The organism is Mycolicibacterium austroafricanum (assembly GCF_000612725.1).
In the GTDB taxonomy this organism is placed as follows: Bacteria; Actinomycetota; Actinomycetes; order Mycobacteriales; family Mycobacteriaceae; genus Mycobacterium; species Mycobacterium austroafricanum.
In genome coordinates this window covers 63,959-87,635 of sequence record NZ_HG964454.1, presented here as the reverse complement: position 1 = coordinate 87,635, position 23,677 = coordinate 63,959, and the positions used below count along the sequence as shown (strand labels likewise).

At 63.9% G+C, this 23,677-nt stretch carries 18 protein-coding genes and 1 pseudogene; 18 read left to right on the top strand and 1 reads right to left on the bottom strand.

Annotated features, from left to right (window positions below; genetic code table 11):
* Nucleotide 1: 1 nt before the first annotated feature.
* A complete protein-coding gene (locus BN976_RS17455) occupies nucleotides 2-241 on the top strand; it encodes a hypothetical protein (protein ID WP_036372503.1) in 240 nt (79 codons plus the stop codon).
* Nucleotides 242-313: 72 nt separating this feature from the next.
* On the opposite strand, the gene BN976_RS17450 is transcribed toward BN976_RS17455, so the two are convergent.
* The gene (locus BN976_RS17450) at nucleotides 314-550 is read right to left on the bottom strand and encodes a hypothetical protein (RefSeq protein ID WP_145977965.1); all 237 of its coding nucleotides are present in this window, start codon (nucleotides 548-550) and stop codon (nucleotides 314-316) included.
* Between the two features lie 151 nt (nucleotides 551-701).
* Here BN976_RS17450 and BN976_RS17445 point away from each other — a divergent pair, with 151 nt between their 5' ends.
* From BN976_RS17445 to BN976_RS17370, 17 genes and pseudogenes are all read left to right on the top strand, one after another.
* Entirely contained in the window at nucleotides 702-2,966 is a 2,265-nt protein-coding gene (locus BN976_RS17445; RefSeq protein WP_145977964.1) for a hypothetical protein, read from the top strand.
* 62 nt (nucleotides 2,967-3,028) lie between these two features.
* Nucleotides 3,029-4,333, top strand: a complete 1,305-nt coding sequence (locus BN976_RS17440) for a hypothetical protein (protein ID WP_051558470.1) — start codon at nucleotides 3,029-3,031, stop codon at nucleotides 4,331-4,333.
* A gap of 64 nt (nucleotides 4,334-4,397) precedes the next feature.
* Nucleotides 4,398-4,697: a hypothetical protein gene (locus BN976_RS17435; RefSeq protein WP_036372500.1), complete on the top strand. Its 300-nt coding sequence runs from the start codon at nucleotides 4,398-4,400 to the stop codon at nucleotides 4,695-4,697.
* A 39-nt stretch (nucleotides 4,698-4,736) separates the two neighbouring features.
* Nucleotides 4,737-5,039, top strand: coding sequence for a hypothetical protein (locus BN976_RS17430; protein WP_036372498.1), 303 nt, complete (start codon nucleotides 4,737-4,739; stop codon nucleotides 5,037-5,039).
* 155 nt (nucleotides 5,040-5,194) lie between these two features.
* Nucleotides 5,195-6,040 (top strand): annotated as a pseudogene (locus BN976_RS17425) (type I restriction-modification system subunit M); the annotation flags it as partial.
* A 193-nt stretch (nucleotides 6,041-6,233) separates the two neighbouring features.
* On the top strand, nucleotides 6,234-7,565 hold the full coding sequence (locus BN976_RS17420) for a site-specific integrase (protein WP_235622068.1): 1,332 nt from the start codon (nucleotides 6,234-6,236) through the stop codon (nucleotides 7,563-7,565).
* Nucleotides 7,566-7,568: 3 nt separating this feature from the next.
* Nucleotides 7,569-9,389 (top strand): hypothetical protein, encoded by a 1,821-nt coding sequence (locus BN976_RS17415; RefSeq protein ID WP_036372496.1) that lies wholly within the window; start codon nucleotides 7,569-7,571, stop codon nucleotides 9,387-9,389.
* Complete coding sequence (locus tag BN976_RS17410) at nucleotides 9,386-11,530, top strand: hypothetical protein (RefSeq protein ID WP_036372495.1); 2,145 nt, start codon at nucleotides 9,386-9,388, stop codon at nucleotides 11,528-11,530. Before BN976_RS17415 ends, BN976_RS17410 begins: the two co-directional genes overlap by 4 nt.
* Nucleotides 11,527-11,943, top strand: a complete 417-nt coding sequence (locus tag BN976_RS17405) for a hypothetical protein (protein WP_036372493.1) — start codon at nucleotides 11,527-11,529, stop codon at nucleotides 11,941-11,943. The genes BN976_RS17410 and BN976_RS17405 overlap by 4 nt, the downstream gene beginning before the upstream one ends.
* A 164-nt stretch (nucleotides 11,944-12,107) precedes the next feature.
* Complete coding sequence (locus tag BN976_RS17400; RefSeq protein ID WP_036372492.1) at nucleotides 12,108-12,287, top strand: helix-turn-helix domain-containing protein; 180 nt, start codon at nucleotides 12,108-12,110, stop codon at nucleotides 12,285-12,287.
* Between the two features lie 65 nt (nucleotides 12,288-12,352).
* The gene (locus BN976_RS17395) at nucleotides 12,353-15,760 is read left to right on the top strand and encodes a helicase-related protein (RefSeq protein WP_235622088.1); all 3,408 of its coding nucleotides are present in this window, start codon (nucleotides 12,353-12,355) and stop codon (nucleotides 15,758-15,760) included.
* 43 nt (nucleotides 15,761-15,803) lie between these two features.
* Nucleotides 15,804-17,492, top strand: a complete 1,689-nt coding sequence (locus BN976_RS32725) for a DUF1156 domain-containing protein (protein ID WP_084182321.1) — start codon at nucleotides 15,804-15,806, stop codon at nucleotides 17,490-17,492.
* Nucleotides 17,437-18,927 (top strand): site-specific integrase, encoded by a 1,491-nt coding sequence (locus BN976_RS17390; protein WP_235622067.1) that lies wholly within the window; start codon nucleotides 17,437-17,439, stop codon nucleotides 18,925-18,927. The genes BN976_RS32725 and BN976_RS17390 overlap by 56 nt, the downstream gene beginning before the upstream one ends.
* Nucleotides 18,928-18,929: 2 nt before the next feature.
* Complete coding sequence (locus tag BN976_RS17385) at nucleotides 18,930-20,750, top strand: hypothetical protein (RefSeq protein ID WP_036372489.1); 1,821 nt, start codon at nucleotides 18,930-18,932, stop codon at nucleotides 20,748-20,750.
* Nucleotides 20,747-22,888 carry a site-specific integrase gene (locus tag BN976_RS17380; protein ID WP_036372485.1) on the top strand — a complete coding sequence of 714 codons (2,142 nt, stop codon included), beginning with the start codon at nucleotides 20,747-20,749 and terminating at the stop codon, nucleotides 22,886-22,888. Before BN976_RS17385 ends, BN976_RS17380 begins: the two co-directional genes overlap by 4 nt.
* Entirely contained in the window at nucleotides 22,885-23,295 is a 411-nt protein-coding gene (locus BN976_RS17375) for a hypothetical protein (protein ID WP_036372482.1), read from the top strand. Before BN976_RS17380 ends, BN976_RS17375 begins: the two co-directional genes overlap by 4 nt.
* A 159-nt stretch (nucleotides 23,296-23,454) precedes the next feature.
* Nucleotides 23,455-23,652 (top strand): helix-turn-helix domain-containing protein, encoded by a 198-nt coding sequence (locus BN976_RS17370; RefSeq protein ID WP_036372480.1) that lies wholly within the window; start codon nucleotides 23,455-23,457, stop codon nucleotides 23,650-23,652.
* The last annotated feature ends 25 nt before the right edge of the window (nucleotides 23,653-23,677 follow it).

The window sequence follows — 23,677 nt, the reverse complement described above, 5'->3', positions numbered from 1 at the left end:
GATGGCCCCGCAGCTCGGTGAGATCCGCCGAGAGAACGGAATCGCAGGCCAGATCAGCTATTCGGTCGCTGTCACCTATCCGGGCGAATCCGCGAGCACGGTGCAGTTTGTCGGCAGCACCTACGGCGGCCCAGTGACGATGGTGACCGCCAGCGGCATGCAGACCCACGTCGATGACCCCGGCCGCTTCGGCGAGTTCGGCCCGGAGTGGGTGCGACGGTTCTTCGCCGACAACGGATAGCCCAGACCCAGCACGCCCCGCACCGCGACCTCCCCCAACATCGGTGCGGGGCGTGCTGCTGTTCGAGCAAGATCAGCCGCGCCGGCCGTCCATGGCGACGAAACTGCACTGTTCGGTTCGCGGCGGACGGTAGATCACCGCATCGCAGAAACCACAGCTGATCGCGCGGTGCAGCCCGCAGTGAGCGCAGTGTGCGATGCCGACGACCATTCCGTTTCCTCCGCGCAGCGGGTGGCCGTTTACGCATTGCGGCGGCGGGGGCGGCTCGGCCCAGCCGAGCCGGGTGCGCCGCAGACCGTGATCTGTCACGTCCTCCACAATACTGCGATGCCGAACACCTGTTCGACAGTTGTGGTCGGTTCCCGCGCCGTGACCCCCACGCACACCCGCACGGGTGTAGGAATCGGCAGACAGGATCCGGCTGCCGCGCGGCGGCCGGGCCGGGGACCCAGGAGATGCGATGCCGCCCGTGATGACCGATGAGCAGATCCGCGCCGATGGAGCCGCGTTGCAAAGCGCCATCGCCTACAACCAGATCCTCGGGGACGTGTCGCGCGGCAACCACAGCGGGCCGGCACTGGCCAACATCCTGGCGATGTCGACCGCCGAGCAGCGCCGCCAGCTCATCGACTGGGCACGCACCGCTTACGGCGACCGAGCGGCAGCAGACATGGCGCGGGAGCTGGACCGCCACACCCTCATCGACCCGGTGAAGATCGCCAACACTTTCGCCGAGCAGTATCCGCGCCTGGACGCAGCGCCAGCACCCGCAGCTCCCACCCCTGCGCCCGCGGTCCCCGTCGCGGCCGGGGCGCCAGCCGATGCCCCCAGTGACGGCCGACTCTGGCTGCCCGGCAACTCGTCACTGCCTCTCCTCAGCGATGAGGCCTCCGCTGCGCTCGACCGGCTCGACGCGGCTATCGAGTCCCACAACACCACGTTGTTCGGTGTGAACCCCAGCCTGGCGTGGTTCCCCGACGGGGCCAGGCTGCCGGTGACCGGGACCAACGTCTCCACCCTCGGCGGGGCGCACGACAAAGCCAGCACACTCATCCCGTTGTGGCGCACGCGGATCGAAGAGCTGCGCACGGCCCTGGAAGGCAGCGGCGAGTACCTGATCAATCAGCAGCTCGACGCGCTGCGGGAGCCGATCACCCGGCTCAGCACCGCAGCGGAGGACTCGCGCCCGCTGAACACGATGCTCGCCGCGGGCGGCGTCGCAGCCAATGACACCTTCCATCAGATGCGCGGCGAAGCACTGGACAAACGTCGTCAGATCAGCGAGATCGTCGCGACCCGCGAAGGCCGGTTGACGGAGATCTCTGCCGTCGCGGCACATCTGGACAAGGCGGATGCGGCAGAACGACAGGGACGTGACATCGGCGCGCTGGCGGCCCGCATTCCCGCTCCGGCCACCGCTGCCGGCACCTCCGCCGCCGCACCGGCGGCTCGCCCCGCGTCAGGTTCAGCCACACCCACCTCGGCTGCCCCCGCTGCGCGGGCGGGCGGTGCACCTGCCGGTGTTAGCGGCCCCGGCTCGAGTGCGGGATCGGGCAACGCCAGCGGCGGCAAATCCACCGACGATTTGGCCAAGCTGCTCTCCGGGCTCGGAGGCGGCGCGATGCCGCAGATTCCCAACCCCGCGCAGGCCATGGCGCCCCTGGCCCAGGCGGCACAGCAGGCCGCCAAGCCGCTGGCCCAAGCCGCCGAACCGCTCAATCAGGCGGTCAAAACGATGCCAGAAGAACTGCTCAAAGCGTTGCGCGGTGCAGATCCGGCCAACGACAAGGCAGCCGCCGTCGACACCGCCGCGTCACGCGCCGCCGACAGCGACCGGGCTGCCGCCACCTCGCCAACCGTGGTGCTGCCCGCAGCTGCCCCGGTGTCCGGGCTAGGTGTTCCGGGCAGCGATGCGCGCACCCACCAGCTCGACGCCAACGGCAAGCCGGTCGACAGGGACGGGGACGGCAAAGTCGACAAGGATGCCGTGCCGCTGTCAAAGAAAACGGTCAAGCCGTTCGACTTGGCGGTCCCTGTTGACGGCGCCAACGTGCAGGTCGCCGGTGTGCCTGACCCACGTATCGGCGAGATGATGCTGCAGATGGCCGGTGCCGGGGAAGATCGGCCGGTCTCCGTGCTCGACGCCGCCAAGGCTGCCGGCATGGACATCACATCGCTCGGCGACCCGATCGACCCGGCCCAGGCCGAGACAGGCAACGCCGTCATCGGTGCGGAGAAGTCCGGCATCTACCTCGGCGATGGCCGCGTGCTGACCTCCACTGGCGAAGTGACTGACCTGGACTCCGTCGTCGGCGAAGACGGGTTCATCGCAGAGGTGCCGCTGCCCGAACTGCCCGAGGAGACACCCGCCGGCGACGCGCAGACGGCGCCGTCATCAGCGAGTGCGGCCCCGTTGCCCCCGCTGGAGCCGTTGCCGCCCCAGGCAGCCGTTCCCGCAGCGGACGTGACAGCGCCTCCTCCCGCGGCTGAACCCGCGCCTGCAGCTCCCACCCCGCCGGAGGCTGGTACAGCACCCGCCCCTGCGCCCGCACCCGCCGAGCCCGCCGAGCCCGCCGAGTCCGCCGAGCCCGCCGCACCCGCCGAGCCCGCGCCGCCGGTGGCCACACCTGCGCCGCCGGCGCAGGCACCCGCCGATGAGTCCGCACCGCGCGGTACCGGCGGGCTGCCGCAGCAGGTCGCTTACCAGGGCCGTGCACTGGGCTGACCTCCTCACGGTGTGCGCGCCGCCTGCGCTGACCGGCTGCATTTCTGGGCATCATCACCGCCGTGATTGATCCGCGACTGCAAGCCCTACTCGACAGCACGGCCCCCGCCCCGGACGACGCTGCAGACCGCGCCGCCGAAACGGCAGCAGAGGCGGCCGGAGGCCGCCCCAGCGACGAGGCACAGGCCCGCCGGCACTCGCTCATCGACCTGGCAGCAGAACACAACCCGCAGATTGCCCCGATCGCCGAGGCAGCCAAGTCCGAGATCCGCATGGGCGCCGACGGAACGCTGATCGTCTCCCCCGCCCTGCGCGCAGCGATGCGCGCACTGGTCCCAGGACGTGACAAGGCGCCCACCGATGGCACGCACCGCAGCATCGGCGAGTGGCTATCGGCCGACAACGCCGCAGCCGCACCGGTCACTGAGACATCGCCGTATTTCACGGTGTCGCACTGGCATTGGCTGGCGGCTACCGGGAAGGTCCGCCGGATGCCCGCCGAGCTGGGGCCGACGTTTCCGCACCTGCTGACCTCCGAAGCCCAGATCACCCACGACCTCACCGCGTGGGGCGCGCTGGATCCACAGGGACGCTTGACAGCCGAGGCCGAAGCGATGTTCGGCGCAGTCACCGGCCACGCCAACCTCACCGTGTACGGCACCGTACTGCTCTACGCACAGCGACGCGCTCGCGCCCAGGTGCCGCCAGAGCTCAAACAGTTCGGACTGGAGGCCGCCGTGCGCGACGTGCCCCGGGTGACGTTCGTGATCGGCCTGACGACGCGGGAAGTGGTATGCGCGCTGGTCAACAACATCAGCGTGGTGTTCACCCGCCGACTGCGCCGCGCCGACGAGGCCACCGACGCCGCATCGGCGATCCTGGAGTTGCTGAACCCCGACGGGGGCTGGCCGGCCTATCCGCTGCCGCGCCCAATCGTGCTGCCCGCCGCGGTCGTCGACGAACTGGCCGGCGACAAAGCCGCCGCCGCGCTCTTTGATGCCGATGTAGATACCGATGTAGATGCAGACGCATTTGCCGACGACACCGCAGCTCGTGAGCGCACCCGTGCGGCCACTACCCGGCTACTGCGGGCAGCCAAAACGCCGGCAGCATCACAGACAGCCATCGCCGAAATCGCCGCGTCAACCACTCACGCGCTGGCACAAATAACCGTGTCTACCAGCAATGTTGATGTCCCCCGCGGTGATCCCGGCGCGTTGGCGCTGGTGTTTCTGCGCGGCAAGGGGATCGTGGCGTCCTACCCGACCAGTTCAGGGAAGTTTCGGCGCATCACCTACACGTCCGGCAACGCGACCGGTATCACACACGGGATAAATGCGTTAATCGATGCTTACAACGGGGGCTGATTCTGCATCCTGCGTTACCCTGTGACCAGGAACATCCTCGATCGACAAAGGTAATGGAGACACCATGTCACTTGTGGGCATCACCCCCGAAGAAGCTCTCGCCATCTGCGACGACTTGCAGGGGCACACCGACGCGATGCGTGTCCGCCTCGACGCGCTCGGGTCCAACATCGCCGACCTGGCCGGCGCGCACTACATCTCGGCGACAATGACCGCCTTCCAGACGAAGTTCGAATCCGAGTCGCGCAAGCAGCTCACCGACGTCCTCAACACCGCCGACGCAGCGGTCGCCGGTACCCGCGAAGTGATCCGCGTTCAGATGGAGCGCCAGGAGAACGAGGGCGCCGCGATCCTCCGGGTGTAGCGGAACCACCGAAACCGAACTAGGAAAAGGACTTAGAACATGGCCGCAGGAAAACTCCACCTCGACATCCCCGGTGCCAGCTCCGATGTCGCGGACCTCGAAAAGGATCTCGCGATCCTGCAGGACGAGGCCAGCCAGCAGCTGACCTCGTATCAGAAGCTGTCCGGCTCCGTTCAGGGTGTTGGCATGGACTCGGCCACCGAGTTCTCCCAGCAGCAGAACGCCGCGATCAACAGCGTCCACGATGTCGTGAAGCAGTGCACCTCCACGACCAACCAGGCGATCGCCGAAACCATCGGCTACGACCAGAGCATCGCCGGCGGCAAGATGACCGGGGCGTAGCCGACCTCCCCCTCCGGCAAACCCCGAGAGCCCCGCAACGATTACTCGTTGCGGGGCTCTTTGCTGTTCGGAGTGCGTGCGCCGACCTCCCCCATACCGCCACCGGCTGCGGTTACAGTTCATCCACGCAGGACGTGACAGAGGGGAAGATCAGCTTGAGCAAGCTGGGCAATTTCGTGTGGGGCATCGCTGATCAGCTGCGCGGGGTCTATAAGCCGCACCAGTACGGCGGGGTGATCCTGCCGTTCACGATCCTGCGGCGACTGGACTGCATCCTGGAACCCACCCGCGACGAGGTGCGCGCCCTGGCCGACAAGTACAGCGGCGGCGCACTCGACGTGAAGGTGAAACAGAAGACCAAGCTCGGGTTCTACAACACCAGTGCCTTCGACTTTGACCTGCTGCTGAAAGAGCCCGAGGGCCTGCGCGCCAACCTGATGGAATACATCACCAGTTTCTCGGCCAACATCGACGTCTTCGAGCGCTTCAAGTTCGAAAACGAGCTGGCCACCCTGGACGAGAAGAACCGGCTCTACCTGATCGCCTCCGAGTTCGCCGAGGTCGACCTGCACCCCGACACGGTGCCCAACGCTGAGATGGGTGACCTATTCGAGTTCCTGATTTTCAAGTTCGCGGAGGCCTCCAACGAGGAGGCCGGCGAGCACTACACACCGCGCGATGCGATCCGGCTGATGGTCGACCTGCTGTTCGCCGAGGCCAACGAGGCACTGCTGGAGCCGGGCACCATCCGCTCCATCTACGACCCCACCGCGGGTACCGGCGGCATGCTCTCGGTCGCCGAGGAACGGCTCCTGGAGCGAAACCCCGATGCGCGGCTGCGCCTCTACGGCCAGGAGATCAACGACCAGTCCTATGCCATCTGCAAGTCCGACATGCTCGCCAAAGGCCAGGACGCCGGCAATATCCGCCTCGGTGACACCCTGTCCGATGATCAGTTCTGGGACCGCACCTTCGACTACTGCATGTCGAACCCGCCTTTCCGTAGAATGTCGGTGTGTTGTGGCAGGTTCTGTTGCTGTGGAACAACACGACGACGGCTCCCGCTGGAGGTTGTGTTGGGCGCGCCAGCCTAGCCGGTCGTACACCGCGAGGTCCGATGTCCTTGCAGACTTCCCGGATCTAGCCGAGCGTGAGGCTGCGCTCGGAATTCGCCCCGGGCAGCCGTTTCTCCTGATGGCCGATGGCCGTCCGGACGTTGAGGTCCTGGAATTCTTCCGGTCGGCGGCGTTCCAATCGTTGGCGGCCGGGTCGCAGGAGTCCTACGCCCCGGACATCCAGCTGTTTCTCTCCTTCCTGTCCGTTCAAGGCATCGACTGGAGAACAGCGACGTTCGAGCATCTTGCCGACTATGAGTTCTGGCGGCGACGCGACCAGAAGAACCCGGATCGTGTTGGTGCGGCTACATTTTCACGAGATCTGGCGGCAATCAAGAAGTTCTACGACTGGCAGCAGTGGCGCGGCAACGTGGCTGTTTCTCCTGTCAGCCGGCACCAGTCCAGCTCGACTGGGGACTCGGACTCCACGCGGCTGCAGCCGAACGCTGTCCGCTCGGTCCAATTGAAGTGGCTGACGCCCCGAGCCTACAAACGCTGGCGCGACGTCGGCCTCGGCGGCTACCGCGGCGACGGACGACGGGATGCGACCTGGCGAGGCCGCAACGACGGCCGCAACGTCGCGTTCGCCGAAGCTCTATGGTCAAGCGGACTGCGACTGCGGGAAGCCGGAACACTGGTCCTGGGAGAAATCCCCAACGCTGACAGCCAAGTGCGCTACGCCAAGGCCCGAGTCGGTCAAGCCGTCGCGAAAGGTCGCGGCCGCGATTTCTGGATCAGTACCGCAGCACTGAAACGCATTGACAATTACCGTATTTCAACCCGAGCGGCGGCTGTTGTCCGGGCCCATTCCGAAGGTCGTTACGACGCACTGACCGACATCAAGGTCGTCGACACGGTGGACCATCACCGCCGTGTCCACTTCACCAACCGGGACGGCAGCAAGGGGACGATCCCGCTGGACAGTCTCGACGCGGATGATCGGCTCAACTTCTACATCAACACTGATCGCGGGCTTGAACCATGGATGGTGTGGCTATCCGAAGCGGGTTTGCCGTTGCCGTATCGCACCTGGGAGGCGATCTTCTCCACGGCCAACGATCGGTGTCAGACCCTTGGGGTAGACATCCATTGTCACCCGCATATGCTGCGCCACTCGTTCGCCCTGAGGATGTTGGTCACGTTGATCTACGCACACGAACGCAAGATGGGCATCACCCCTGCCGAACGCCGCGAGTATCGCCACATCTTCGGTGACCCTTGGGTTTTAGTTCAAACGTTACTGGGCCACGCAAACTTGGAAACCACACGGAACTGCTATCTCGAACCCGTGTCGGGACTGCAGGTAGACCTGTTCCTCAATGACGACATGGCCGAGGACGCATCGATCGCCGACTTCATCACGCACATCGCGGCAGCGGCTCCCGGCATCGTCGACACCGAGGAGCAGTGAGCGGTGGCCTCGCGTAGAACAGCGGCACTCCCGGCAGGCAAGTACGCCCGACCCAGCCCGGTAGACCCTGAGCTTCGGCAGCTCTGCTTCACCGACGAGGCGGGACGCACGAGGACATTCTCATTCGATGACGTCCACGGGCCCGCCGAACTGATCGACGACCTGGTCACCGCACTGGCGAACGGATCCCAATCCGGTGGTCGTTGGCGCACACTGGCGACCGTGGATGCGGCGGTGAGTGCCGCGCGGCAACTGATCACCTACCTGTGTACGGAGTTTCCTGAGGTCCACACGATTGCTGACTTCGGTCCCGAGGTGTGGTGGGCGTGGCGGACTGTCAAGGAAAGCCAGGCCCGTTGGCCGGGGCAAGTGAACCTCATGCGGGCCGTGCTGTCGGAGTCCCCGCGCCTTCCTGAAACCACACGGAAGGCGATGCGCGCGAAGGCGGTGAAGCCTCGGAAACGCTTGCCGGAGAATGATTCCTTGAGCCGCGACGAGTTCGGACGGATCCGCAATGCCGCCAAGGGCGAGGTCCGTCAAGCGCTCCGAAGAATCCGGACCAACACCGAGAGGCTGCACCAGTACCGCGAGGTTGGCGACGTCGGGGACGGAATCACGTTCAATGTCGGCGGGACTCGTTGGAACACAGGATCCCTTCTGGAGTATCTGTCGCGAAACGGGATGCTTCCCTCTCAGTACCTCGCGAACCGGGTGGTCCTGAAGGGCTGCTTCGACCTGGCCGGTGTGTCGAATCCGGCGCAGGCGCTGTTCCCGTCTATACGGGAAATCTATTTCTTGATGGTACTTCTCGTGTGTGAGCGAGGATTCAACCTCTCGGTCATGGACAACCTCACGGTCACGTCGGTCAGGGCATCCGACGGTGCTGGTGAAGACTCGGTATATACCGTCAACACCGACAAACCGAGAAGAGGGATCAAGCGCTTCAGCGCCGAAATCCTTGCCGGCGAGGCCGGCAAGCTGTGGGAGAACGCCGTCCGCTTGACCGAGCCATGCCGCACGGCACTGGAAGTGCTCGGAACCCCGTCGGAGAAGTTGCTCATCGCCCACCGGCACAAGAACCTCACCGGCGATGGTCCGTTCCGGCAGGAATGGTTGACCGCGGGCATCGGCGATCACTACATGGCCGATGCGGGCCTATTGACAGACGGCGGGACAGCGTTGCGGGTGAGTCTGCGAAGGCTGCGGTTGTCCGAGCAGGTGTTGAACCAACATGCCCGGCAGAACAGCGAATCCGTCAGCGAAGACACCTACCGCAGCCCAGACCCGGCCACCGCAGAAGGGGCCGCCGACACCATCATTGACGGACAAGCCGATGCTGTGGCTCACGCCAAAGCCACGGTCACGATCCGCTCGCTGAATGCCGCTGAAGTGGCCGCCGCCCGCACCGACCCGGAAACCTCCGCGACACAGCTTGGCATCCCGGTGCCGACACTGAAGCTACTGCTCGCTGGAAGCCTCGACACCGCCGCCACCGCGTGCACCGACTTCTTGAACAGCCCATTCTCCGCCCACCCAGGCGAGCCATGTCCGGCCTCATTCTTCGCCTGCTTTACCTGTACAAACGCCGTCATCACCCCTGATCATCTGCCGCGGCTGGTCACACTGCTGGATGCCCTCGACAACGTCGCCACCCTCGTTGCCCCAGCCCGGTGGGAGTCCGACTACCGAGACCACTACGGCCGACTGCAAGCGATTCTCGACCAGAACGCAACCAACGCCGAGATCGGCGATGCCCGCCGCCACGTCACCGACGCTGACCGCGAAGTCGTCACCGCGCTCATCGCAAGGAATCTTGACGCGTGAGCACCGCAGCAGCCAACTCGTGGCCACAACAGACTGGTCAGCTCGAACTTGACGACGCCGAACCGGTCATCGCCGACATCGAACGCGTGCCTGAAGCACGGCGAGGAGATCTCTCCACCGTGGGCGACAACCGGTGGGATCTCACACCGTTGGTACAGAAGCAGACCGTGTCGGGCGCGTTGAGCATCGCCTTCGACACCTTCCCGCCGCGCTATGTAGCCACGGCCAAGCGACTGATCTGGGCGAGCATCAACAAGCCGACACCGCTAGAAGATTTGGAGCGCTCGTCTGCGGCGCGTAGTCAACTCGCTCCGGCAACGGTGTGCACGTTCGCGCGCTTCCTGCGGCAGTGGATGACGTGGCTGGCAGAGAAGGACATTCACAAATTCAGTGCGGTCACCGACGCCATCTACGACGAATACGCCGAGCACCTCAAACGACACCGCGGCTCCCGCGAGAACGTGGGCAACATACTCTTCGCTGTCACCCGTACCTGGCTCTACGCTCCCTACCTCCCCGACGCCGACCGCCTCGCACGCCCACCGTGGGAAAACAGTCACATCGGGCGCACATCGATTCTTGGTCCTGCGAACTGGTCGAGCGAGAACAAGACCACCCCAATCCACCCGCAGACGATGGCGGGCCTTCTCGTTTGGGCACTGCGCTTCGTCACCGACTTCAGCGACGACATCCTTACCGCAAAGTCACTGAAAGCCACACCCCGTGACGTCCCGGCGTGCCTCCAGGCCCTGACGCCCTATCAACGGTTTCGCGCGTATGTTGAAGAGCGGCGTCAGGATTCACAGACGGTGCCTGGTTGGGTGGCTTCTAACCGGCCGCATATGCGTTCTCTGGCAAAGGGATTCATCGGCTGGCAGCTCGGTCTGTCTCCCGAAGAAACAATGGCGATGAACCCGCACTGGCCGATAGCCGGCCTGAGTGCCAGCGACGAAGCGCACCTACCGATGCCGATCACAGGCTCCGTCGACGCGAAGGACTGGGCCCCGGCGATCAACTTCTATGAAGTTGAGGAGCTCTGCCGTCACCTGGCCACCGCCGCGTTCGTCGTCGTCGCGTATTTGACCGGGATGCGCGGGGAGGAGTGCCGCGCATTGGAGCGTGGCTGCTGCCGAACTCACACTGACCCCACGACCGGGCAACTCCATTACCGCATTCACGGAAGAACCTTCAAAGGCGCACTTGATAAGTCGGGCAACGCAGTACCCGCCGGCGTCGAGAGGGAACAGCCGTGGCTGGCCATCGCACCCGTGGCGAAAGCCGTCGCCGCGATGGAAGCACTGAACCCCACCACCGACCTTCTGTTTCCGATCGATGCGTTCTCGCTATGGCCCTGCGATGTGAACGCGGGAAAGGCCGTGCACGCCCGCATGGTGCGCGACCGTATCCAGGACTTGATCGATTGGAGCAATCGCGCCGCCGTAAGACTCGAACGTCCTCACGAGGTGATCCCCGCCGATCCCGAGGAAGCAGTGACCGTCAAGCGGTTCAGGCGCACACTGGCCTGGTTCATCTACCGCAAACCAGGCGGCCGAGTGGCCCTCGGCGTGCAGTACGGACACCTGCGCGGGTACACCACCGACGGCTACGGATCACGGGTCGCCAGCGGCCTCCGAGACGTCTTCCCGATGGAGGAAGCGCTCGCCCGAGCCGACTACCTCGAAGACGCACATCAACGCCTCGAAGACGGTGAGCAGGTCAGCGGCCCGGCCGCAGGCCGCTACACCCAGGCCATCCATCTCTTCGACCGGCAGTTCCGCGGCCGCTACATGAGCAACAAGCAGGCAGCTGCCCTGCGCGCCAACCCGCAGCTGCGCATCTACGACAACCCGCAGCAGTTCGTCACCTGCTGCTATGACCAGTCCAAGGCCCTATGCCACCCCGACCGCCAGGTCACCGCCAGCCAGCGCCGATCACCTGATGTCTCGCACTGCCAACCCGGATGCGGCAACATCGCCCGAACCGACCAGAACATCGCCCAGATCGTCGACACAGTCACTCAGCACCAGGCCGAAATTGCCTCGCCCACAACGCCGATACCGCTGCGAGGCCGGCTTGAACAACGCATCACTGCCCTCCAAGCCATTGTCGACGAGCACCATGACGCTAAGGAGTTGTCATGACCGATCGGGCTGACGATGATGTGCGCCGCGCGATCCGCGACGCCATGGACAGACTAATCGAGGGAAAAGCACTGCACTCTGACGGCAAGCTCACCGTGAAGTCACTCGCCGAGGAGGCCCGCGTCAAGCGATGGCTCCTCACTCACCGGCACACCGACCTGCAGGACGAATTCCGGGCACGCATCACGAAGCGCTCTGTGGAACCGCCGGCGATACGGGCACTGCAGGAAGAAATGGTCGCGGCCGCTAAGACGGTGAAGGCACTGACCGCCGATATCACCGCCCTCAAAGCGACGATCCACCAACTCGAACGAGTCATCCAGGTGCTGGCACTAGAGAACCACAAACTCGCGCCTGGTGGATCTGGCGTAGGCAAAGTCGTCCCTCTACACAGCACGGACATTTCAGGATGACAACGGGACAGCAATTCACCACGAATCACAGGACTTCAACGGTCAGCGCAACTGAAATCTACGGCGTCCGCGGCGACGTGCCGATACACCTTAAACCGGCACCATCCTCCGTTAAGCTCGCTCAAACCCGATTACACCGGGTTATCGCCGGAGCGGAGGTAGCGATGTCGGAGCCTTGGTTGTCGGCTGAGGAGATCGCTGCCCACCTCGGAGTCACCAAGGACACCGTCTACTCGTGGATCTCCGACAAAGCGATGCCCGCCCACAAGGTCGGCCGCCTATGGAAGTTCCAGGCGAGCGAGGTCGACGGTTGGGTACGCAGCGGCGGGACAGGGGCGAAATAAACGTGGGCACACGCTTGGAAGACCTTCAAGCCGGCCTACGGCTATCAGGACTGTTGCCGCAGCCGGTGTTGATCGTGGCGGTGCTGTCCCATGGCGCTGACGCCATTACCGTGACCTACCAGGACGCCGATGGCGGCCTGGGCCAGCGCCTGCTGTATCGGGCTGACGAACCATCCCTGTCGATCGAGACCCCAGCCAGCCGCTGGCAGTTCGACGCTGACCCGGTCGAGTTTCGTCTGGTGGCCGAGGCGCTGCGGATCCGGATGGCCGGCTTGCACGACCCGATGGTGGCCGTGTCCTCCAGCGCGGTCGACCCCCTGCCGCACCAGATTCGCGCCGTCTACGGCGAGCTCTTGCCGCGGATCCCGCTGAGGTTCCTCCTCGCCGATGACCCTGGGGCCGGCAAGACGATCATGGCCGGACTGTACGCCAAGGAGCTGCTGCTGCGGGGAGATCTGAGCCGGATGCTCATCATCGCCCCGGGCAGCCTAGTCGAGCAGTGGCAGGACGAGCTTGCCGCGAAATTCGGGATCACCGCCGAACTGCTGTCCCGCGAAATGATCACCAGCCTGGTCGACAGCAACCCATTCACCCGCTATCCGATTCTGATCGCCCGAATGGACCAGCTTGCCCGTAACGACGACCTGCTAACGCTGCTGGACGCCAGCGACTGGGATCTGATCGTGGTCGACGAAGCCCACCGCATGTCGGCGAATTATTACAGCGGAGAGCTCGACACCACTCGCCGCTACCAGCTGGGCCAGCGGCTGGGCGCGATCACTCGGCACCTTCTGCTCATGACCGCCACGCCACACGCGGGAAGCGAGTCCAGCTTCCAAGCATTCATGGCCCTGCTCGACCCCGACCGATTCGAAGGCGAATACCGCTCCGGAGCACACACCACTGACACCGCTGGCCTAATGCGCCGGATGGTCAAAGAAGAGCTGCTCACATTTGAGGGCAAGCCCTTGTTCCCCGAGCGCATCGCCGAGACCGTGCCCTACCAACTTTCCCCTGGGGAAAAGCACCTCTACGACGAAGTCACCCACTACGTGCGAGAGGAAATGAACCGGGCTGAGCGGCTCGGCACCGACAACCCTCGCGCCCGCACCGTCGGCTTCGCCCTGACCGTGCTCCAGCGCCGGCTGGCCTCCAGTACCCATGCGATCCTGCGCTCGCTGCAGCGCCGACGTGAACGGCTGGAAGCCAAACGCCAGGAGATGCTCAACCCACGCTTCTCGCAGATGGAAGACGAGATGTCCCTCCTGCCGTGGACACGGCTGGAAGACCCCGACGAACTCGACGCCGAGGAAACCGAGAACCTGGAAGAGGCCGTCGTCGACGCCGCGACCGCAGCGCAGACGGTCGCCGAACTCGACATTGAGATCGCTCAACTGTCCGCCCTGGTCAACCTCGCCAAATCGGTCAGCGACAGCGGCGAGGACCGCAAGTGGACCGAGTTGCGGTCCCTGCTGCTCGATGAGCCACTACTACACAGCGATAACGGGCCGCGCAAGCTGATCATCTTCACCGAACACCGCGACACCCTCAACTATCTGACCCACCAGATCCGCAACGTCTTAGGCCGCGCCGATGCAGTGGTCACGATCCACGGCGGCACCCGACGCGATGAACGCCGCGTAGTCCGCGAGGCCTTCACCCACGACCCTGACGTCCGTGTCCTAGTGGCCACCGATGCCGCTGGAGAGGGTTTGAATCTTCAAGCGGCACATCTGATGATCAATTACGACTTGCCGTGGAACCCGAACCGCATCGAGCAGCGATTCGGACGCATTCACCGCATCGGCCAGAAGCAAACCTGCCGACTATGGAACCTAGTCGCCGACGACACCCGCGAGGGCCAGGTCTTCACCCGGCTACTGGAGAAGATGGAAGCGCAACGCACAGCCTACGGGGGCCGACTGTTCGACGTACTCGGGGATGCCTTCAACGATCAGCCGCTGAGCAAGCTGCTCATGGAAGCCATCCGCTACGGCGATGACCCCGCCCGCCGCGCCGAGTTGGAGCGGGTCGTCGACGCCGAAATCGCCAAAGGCACCGAAGACCTTCTGCGGGAACGCGCCCTGGCCCGTGAGTCGCTAACTCCTCATCAGCTCAACCTGTTGCGCCGACAGATGGACGAGGCCCGCGCCCGGCGGCTGCAGCCCTACTACATCGAGTTGTTCTTTCGCGATGCATTCAAACGGTTCGGGGGCCGCATAAGTCGTCGCGAACAGGGCCGCTACGAGATACCCAACGTGCCGGCCACCATCCGTACGCGCCAGCGCCCCGGGGCGGTAATTCCCATAGCCACCCGCTACGAACGGACCACCTTCGAACCGGACTGCGTCGACGCCGATGATGCTCGTCGCGCCGAACTCTTGGCCCCCGGGCATCCGTTGATGGACACCGTTTTGGACGCCACGATCGAAAGCCACCGCAATGCCCTGGAGTCCGGGACGCTGCTGTTCGACCCGACGGACCCCGGCACCGAACCACGCCTCATTGTGGCGCTGACTGCCGAGATCGTCGACGGCACAGGGACGGTGGTGTCCAAACGCTTCGAGTTCGTCACCCTCGCCGGCACCGGCGGCGCAATGCTCGCGGGCGCTGCCCCCTACCTGGACCTGCAGCCGCTGCCAGCACAAGCCCGCCCCGCAGCCCAATCCGCCCTCACCGGTGACTGGCTCAAAACCGGTGTCGAACAGCTGGCGACATCGTGGGCCGTAACCAACGCCCAGCCACAGCACCTCGAAGAAGTCCGCGAACAACTGCTTCCCCTGATCGAGAAAACAAGGGCTGCGGTACGGCAACGGCTAGTGCAGCAGATCAATTTCCTTGATGCTGAGGCCGCCCGGCTCCGTGATGCCCAAAGTTCCGGCAAGACAGGACGATCCCGTAAGAACCGACAAAGCCCCGACCGTCTCGAAGTCCGTGCTCGCGACCTTGAAGCCCGACTGGAACGCCGCACGGCCCAACTCGATGCCGAAGCCCAACTGGCTGCACGACCACCTAGTGTCGTCGGCGCCGCACTCGTCATTCCCGCTGGCCTCGTCGCCGGCCCAATCGCGACGTACGCCAAAGAAACCGCGGGCATCGAACGTCGCGCCGTCGACGCTGCTCTGGCCGCCGAACGCGCCCTCGGCCGCGAACCAATCGAAATGCCCCACAACAACACCGGCTACGACATCCACTCCACCACACCCGAAGGCGAGTCCGTCTTCATCGAAGTAAAAGGCCGCATCGCCGGCGCCGAAGATGTCACCATCACCCTCAACGAAGTCCTCCTCGGCAAGAACGTGCCCGCCGCCCACCGACTCGTCCTCGTCGAGGTCAGCCCCGACGGCACCGAACACGACAGACTCCGCTACATCGCCGAACACTTCCGCAGCATCAACCTCGGCGACCTCGCCGCCACCGACGTAAGGCTCAACTGGGCCAAGACCTGGGCCAAAGGAACACCGCCATGCTGACCACCCAAATCCCGACAAACCGACCACCCAAAGGACACCACCGGTGACTGCCACCCCCAAACGCAAGCTGATCGAGGTCGGTATTCCGCTCAAGACCATCAACGAGGCGTCTGCGCGGGAAAAGTACATCCACCACGGCCATCCTTCGACCCTGCACCTCTGGTGGGCAAGACGTCCCCTTGCCGCCGCCCGAGCAGTCTTGTTTGCTCAACTGGTCGATGACCCATCGTCGAATCCCGATAGATTTCCTACTGACGAAGATGTTGCGCTCGAGCGCAAACGTCTGCATGATCTGATAGAGCAGCTCGTAGTCTGGGAGAACTCAAATAACGCGGAAATCCTGGCAAAGGCACATCAGGAAATCTTGGACTCCACAGGCGGCCACCCGCCCCCAATACTCGATCCCTTCGCGGGTGGCGGAACAATTCCGTTGGAAGCCGAACGGCTTGGACTTAAAGCAAATGGCTCCGACCTAAATCCAGTGGCGATCCTCATCACCAAAGCGCTGATCGAGATTCCACCCAAGTTCGCGGGCCGCCCACCGGTCTCACCCGACGTTGCCCGCGATCAGCTCACGCACCCTTGGCCAAAAGCCACAGGGTTAGCCGAGGATATCCGCTGCTACGGCCAGTGGATGCGCGATGAGGCCGAAAAACGCATCGGCCACCTATATCCGAAAGCCGCCTTGCCCGACGGCTCAGACGCCACTGTGATCGCCTGGATATGGGCACGCACGGTCACATGCCCCAACCCTGCATGCGGCATCTCCATGCCGTTGGTCCGCTCTTGGTGGCTCGGCAAGAAGAAGGGTAAGGAGGCGTACGTCGTGCCATCCGTGGTTAACGGCACAGTCCACTTCACAATCGGAAAAGATCCCGATAATGCGCCGACCGCCCAGAACGACGGCACCGTAGACCGAACCGGGGCAACGTGTATTGGCTGTAGAGCCGTCGTGGAACTTGGCTATGTTCGCAGCGAGAGCCGGGCGGGTCGTTTAGGCGAGCAATTGATGGCAACGGTTGCCGAGGGAAACCGTAACCGCATCTACTTGCCACCGTCTCCCGACCAAACAGCTGCAGCGCAGGTTGGCCGCCCTCATGATGCGCCCGATGGCGAGATCCCGCCACAGGCCCCGAGTTTCAGGGTGCAGGCCTATGGTTTCAAGAACTACTCTGACCTCTTTACTGGACGGCAGTTGGCCGCCCTGACGACCTTCAGTGATCTCGTCGGCGAGGCGCGGCAACACGTTCTCGAAGATGCCCTTGACGCCGGCATGGCTGAGGGCGACCGACTTGAGGCCGGAGGAAGCGGAGCGGCCGCCTACGCCGACGCTGTCGCTACCTACCTCGGACTAATTGTGTCGCGTCTCACGGAATACCACTCTTCACTCGCTAGGTGGGCAAGTAATCCCCAGATGGAGATAGTGGTTTCAGTGTTCGGCCGTCAAGCACTCCCGATGATATGGGATTTCGCCGAGGGAAACATGTTCGCAGAATCAGCCGGCACACACCTTCGCATGACCGAAGCGGCGGCGCGCGTCGTCGCCTGCGTCCCGGCAACAAGCACCGGAACCGCCACCCAGCGCGACGCCCAGTCCGTCGACTCGGAGGGCTGTCTCATATCGACGGACCCGCCCTTCCGTAAATTGTCGGTGTGTTATGGCAGCGTCTGTTGCTGTGGGACATCACCTCAACGGACGGGACTGGCGCCTCTGTTACGCCAGGCTGCCTAGCCGCTTTTCAGAGTTCAGATCAGCCTCGATCGCCGACTATCCGGATCTCGATGATCGTGAACGTGCGGCTGGGGTTCGGCCGGGCCAACCGTTCCTACTGCGTCCCGATGGTCGACCAGACCTGGACGTACTGCTCTATCTCACCTCACCGTCCTTTCAATGTCTGGCAGCGGACACGCAAACGTCGTATGCCCTGGACCTGAAGGTCTTCCTGTCCTTCCTGAGCACCCAGGACAAGGATTGGCGCGCGACGACCGGCGATGACTTGGCTGATTTCGAGTTCTGGCGTCGTCGCGACAATCGCAATCCCGACCGCATCGGCCCGTCGAAGTTCACGCGAGAGTTGGCCGCTATCAACAAGTTCTACTGCTGGCAGTGTGAACACGGAACCGTCGAAAAATCACCGGTCGAGATGACCGAACGCAAACTTCGGTCTGGCGACGCCGCGGTGGGCCCGGCGCTGCGGCCCAAGTCCACCCGGTCCTACCGGGTCAAATGGCTCACCCCGAAAGCGTATCGCCGTTGGCGTGACGTCGGACTCGGTGGTTACTCGTCCGATAGCACGCGCGACGACGGTTGGCGCGGACGAAACGATGGCCGCAATCTCGCCCTGGCCGACACCCTGTGGTCCAGCGGCCTGCGCCTCCGCGAGGGCGGGACCCTCGGCGTGACCGAGATTCCAAACGTTGACGGCGAAACGCAGTTCGGTCGCGGCCGCATCGGGGAAGCGGTGGCCAAGGGACGCGGCCGAGACTTCTGGATCTCGGGCCGAACCGTCAAACAGATTGACAATTACCGGTTCTCGACTCGACGCGAGGCCGTGCAACGCGCCCACCGGGAGGGCCGGTATGAGGCACTCGCGAATGTCAACGTCATCACCAAGATCGACAACCGCAGAGTGGCTCATTACACTCCGCTACGCGGCGAATCAGGGAAAGTTTCGCTGGACAGCCTCGACTGCAACGACCGGCTCCACTTCTATGTCGACGGCGACGACGGGCTCGAGCCGTGGATGCTATGGCTGTCGGAGAGTGGTCTGCCGCTGCCATACAGATCGTGGGAAGCGGTTTTCGCTACCGCGAATCGGCGCTGCCGGGGTCTTGGCGTCGACATTCACTGCCACCCACACATGCTTCGTCATTCCTTTGCCCTGAGGATGCTGATAGCGATCATGTACGCCCACGATCGACGAATGGGTATCACCGCTGAGGAGCGACGCGAGTACCGCCATCTATTCGGCGATCCCTGGGTGCTCGTTCAGACCATGCTTGGCCACGCCAACATAGCCACCACTCGGGACTGCTATCTCGAGCCCGTCTCCGGACTGCAGGTCGAGCTCTTCCTCAATGACGACCCGGCCGAGGACTCATCCGTGAGCGACCTGATCACCCGCTTTGCGCAAATGTCTCCGCAGATCCGTGACGTCGAGGAGTAAAGATGGGACGAGACCGCACCGCAGCCACGTTGCCGACCGAAAAATACACGCGACCAAAGGCTCTCGACCGCCCGAGCCGCCAGCTGCATTTCGTCGATGACACCGGGCGGAGCAAGACGTTCGACTTCAGCGGCGTCGCGGCGGCACCAACCCTGATCGACGATCTTCTCGAGGCCCTCGCCAGCGGCGCAGCGCCCGGAGGCCGTTGGCAGAGCATCGCGTCCGTAGTCTCGGCCGAGCAGGCGGCCAAGGGAATGGCGCAATTCCTGACGACCAACTTCCCCGCGGTAACGACGCTATCCGAAGTGGGGCCGGAGGTGTGGTGGGCATGGCGGGCAACGAAGAACCACCTCCGTTGGCCGGGCCAGATCAACATCATGCGCACACTGCTGTCAGAGTCCGCGAAGCTACCTGACGCGGCCCGCCGGGCGATGCGTGCACGGGAAACCAAGCCGCGCGCCCGGTTACCTGTGAACGACGCCTACAGCAGTGCGGAATTCAATGCGATCCGCACGGTCGCGAACCGCCATGTGAGTCAGGCGCTTCGGCGCATCGACACTAACTCCACGGTCCTACGTGCCTACGTGTCTGGTGAGGAAAACTTCGCCGGGTCTGTCATCCGCGCACTGGGCTCGGAGTGGACGCCGGGAGCATTACTGCACCACCTGTCGCAGGTCGGAATGTTCCCGTCGCAATACCTGGCGCTCTGCGCCAAACGTCAGGGGCTCGTCGACATGCGTGGTGTGTCCAACCCCGCGCAAGCGCTGTTCCCCTCGATCGAGGAACTCTACTGGCTGATGGTTCTTCTCGTCTGCGAGCGCGGATTCAACCTGTCCGTGATGTTGAACCTGACCGTTTCGTCGTTCCGGTCATCCGAGCCCGCGGCGGAGTCGCCGACCCACACCGTCGCCGTCGACAAGCCCCGCCGCGGCGGCGAACGGCATTCCGATGAGATCCTTGCCGGCGAAGCGGGAAGGCTGTGGGAGCGTGCGGTGCGGCTTACCCAGCCTTGTCGAGACGCACTGGAGGCCAGTGGCACTCCCACGGATAAGCTATTAATAGCGCACCGCCACAAGAATATTCGAGGTGAGGGTCCATTTCGATCCGAGTTCACTAGCAGCCAGCTGGCGAACTGCCACAGCGACGAGAGTGCTCCCCGGGATGCGGAGGGCCGGCCGATCAGAGTGACGTTTCAGCGGTTGCGGCTCTCCGAGCAGGTCCTCAGCCAGCGTGCCCGTCAGAACAGTGAGTCGGTCAGTGAAGATATCTATCGGCGGCCGGATCCGACGACCGCAGAGGCTGCGATGGAGATTGTGGAGCAAGGCCAGGAGGACGCCCTCGCCCATGCCGTCGCGACCATGCACGTCCGCTCCATGACCGCAGCTGATGTGGCTGCCGCGCAGCGTGATCCGTCAGCGGCCGCGGCCCAGCTCGGAATCACAGTGACGGCGCTGAAGATGCTTCTGGCAGGCGAACTGGACACCCCGACCGGTGCGTGCGTCGACTTCTTCAACAGCCCCTTTGCCACCCAGTCGGCCGTTCCGTGTCCGGCGTCCTTCTTCGCATGTTTTGCTTGCTCCAACGCCATCCTCACCCCACGCCATCTGCCTCGACTCGTCGCTCTTCTTGACGCGCTGGACTCCATTGCCTCCGTCGTGTCCAGCAGTCGTTGGGAAAGCGAATATGCGCAGCACTACGCACGCATTCGGTCAGCCATAGCGGCGAACACCACTGCGCCGGAGATCGAAAAGGCAAGAAGGACAGTCGCGCTGGCCGAACGAGAGATGATCACCCAACTAGTAAAAAGGGGGCTCGACGCATGAACAACGCTGTGTCGGCTGCCGGCCCGAACGGCAATGTCATAGACCTCGACGGCGCCCGGCCAATCATCGAGGACCGCACCCGGATCGCATCCGGCTACACAAAGCCCATCTCGGTGGTGGCTGACTCCCGGTGGGACCTGTCCCCGTTGTGGCGGAAATCGACGGTCCGCGACTGCCGTTCGATCAGCTTCGAAGCGTTCCCGGCCTGTTTCCAGGCCACTGCGAAAAGAGTGGTTTGGGCGCTACTGAACCTGGCCACGCCTATTGAGGAACTGGATCGGTCGACGGCCACACGCACCCGGTTGGCGCCCAGCTCGGTTATGGCCAACAGCCATCTTCTCCGCAACTGGATGCAGTGGTTGACCGACAGAGGCGTCACTTCCTTTGTCGATGTCACCCCTGAGCACTTCGAGCTGTACGCGGCGCACGTCGCGGCCCTCGGATTGGATCGGTCGACCCAGGCGAATCGCCTCTTCGCTGTCACCCGAACATGGCTCTACGCGCCCTACTTGCCCGAGTCGGATCGCCTGGGACGACCCTCGTGGGAGGGCGGTGAAGCCCGTAAAAAGGCTCTGGGCGAAGCCAATTGGTCAGCAGAGAACCGGACACCTCCGATCCATCCACAAACGATGTCCGCACTGCTGGTCTGGTCCATGCGTTTTGTGAACGATTTCAGCGGCGACATCATCGCTTCGAAGACGCTGACCAGCACGCCGGCCGACCCCGGCCCAGAACTCGGCGCCTTGCCGCCCTACAAGCGCTTCCTGCGCTACCTCGAACAATGCCGACAGAGCACCGGCACCATCCCGGGACACTTGCCGACGCGAGGTGATTCCGACCACAACGTCCCGGCGAATGAGTACATCGCGTGGAAGCTGGGCCTTACGGCTCGATATGGGCGATCCATGGCCTTGTCCGTTCGTGTGCCGGATCTCGACCCTACCGAGGACGCGGATCTTCCGCTGCCGGTGGTGGGGACCATCGACGGCCAACCGTGGGCCCAATCCATCAACTTCTACGATGTCGACAAGCTGTGCCGCCTGCTGGCGACTGCCTGCTTTGTCATCGTCGCTTACCTGACTGGGATGCGCGGCGAGGAATGCCGCGCGCTGGAACAGGGATGTTGTCGGACAATCCACAACCCACGAACAGGTCAGACTCGATATCTCCTTATCGGACGAACATTCAAGGCCGCCCTCGACGCCGAGGGCAACACCATCCCTGAAGGAGCAGAGCGGGAACAACCCTGGCAGGCCATCGCGCCGGTTGCACAGGCGGTGGCGGTGATGGAGAGACTACAGCCCGGCAGCCGATTGCTTTTCTCCGCCAAAGCATTCGCGGCCCAGACACTTACCGCAGGCTCCGCGAACGCGGTGACGGCCAACACGATCCGTAACCGCATCGCAGAACTAATTGATTGGTGCAATCAACAGGCGGAGCTGCGCGGCCGGGTTCACGAAGTAATCCCGGAGGACTCCGAGGGTCCGGTAGTACCTCGCCGCTTCCGGCGGACACTGGCCTGGTTCGTCTACCGAAAGCCGGGCGGCCGCATCGCGTTAGGCGTGCAATACGGGCATCTCCGGGGGCACACCACCGACGGATACGGTTCCCGGGTATCAAGTGGGCTACGGGATGTCTTTCCCATGGAAGAAGCCCTTGCCGCGGCCGAGTTCCTCACCGACTCCCACACTCGTCTGCAGGAAGGCGAACAAGTCACTGGGCCAGCCGCCGAGCGATACACCGAAGGCATCCAGCTCTATCACAATATGTTTGGCGGCAGACACCTCACCGGCCGGCAGGCCGCAGCCCTGCGCGCAAACCCCAAACTGCGCATCTACGACAACGAAGACCAGTTCGTCACCTGCTGCTACGACCAGGCCAAAGCCCTATGCCACCCGCAACGCCAAACCTCAGGCAACGTTGAACGAACACCCGACATCACCAACTGCCGGCCCAACTGTGGCAACGTCGCGCGCACCGACACCAACATCGCCCGTGCGGAAGCGGCAGTCGCGCAGCATCTATCAGAGATCGATTCTGCCGCAACACCGTTGCCGCTGCGCGCACGCCTCGAACAGCGGGTGATCACCCTTCAAGCGATCATCGACAAACACAGACAGAAGGGAGGTGGGCAGTGACCGGCACCTCCGACACCGCTCGGGAGCGCCGAGCTATCCGGGAGGCGATGGACAGGCTCATCGACGGCAAGACGCTGTACTCCGACGGGAAGCTCACTATCAAGTCCCTGGCGGACGAGGCTCGCGTTAAGCGATGGCTGCTCACTCATCGCCACACCGACCTCCAGGAGGAGTTCCGCGCACGCATCGCGAATACCAACGTGGAACCCCCGGCAATACGCGCGGTGCAGGAGGAGAAGACGGCGGCGTTGAAGAAGGTGAAGGCACTGACCGCTGATGTCACAGCCCTCACTGCAACAATCCACCAACTCGAACGCATCATCCAGGTGCTCGCACTCGAGAACCATGAACTTCGATCTTCCAGCGCAAGCCAGCGGAAGGTCGTGCCGTTGCGTACTCCGGGTTGATGAATCGGCCCGAGGCGCAGACGGCGGAGCGCCAGGCCGCCCGCGGGCCGTTCCCATCCTCTCCAATCGGGTTTCCCACAAAACCGCCACCACCCTCGGCTAAGCTCTGCTAAACCCGGTCACACCCAGTTTTACGATGAAGCGGAGGTTCACACCGCCATGTCTGAGCCCTGGTTGTCGGCTGACGATATCTCCGCCCACCTCGGCGTCACGAAAGACACTGTCTACGCGTGGATCGCGGACAAGGCGATGCCCGCCCACAAGGTGGGCAGGCTCTGGAAGTTCCAAGCAAGCGAGATTGACGAATGGGTTCGCAGCGGAGGCGCGGCTGTGTCGGAGGAGCCGACGACTGGTTGACCCCGCACCTTTGCCCGCCAGTCCG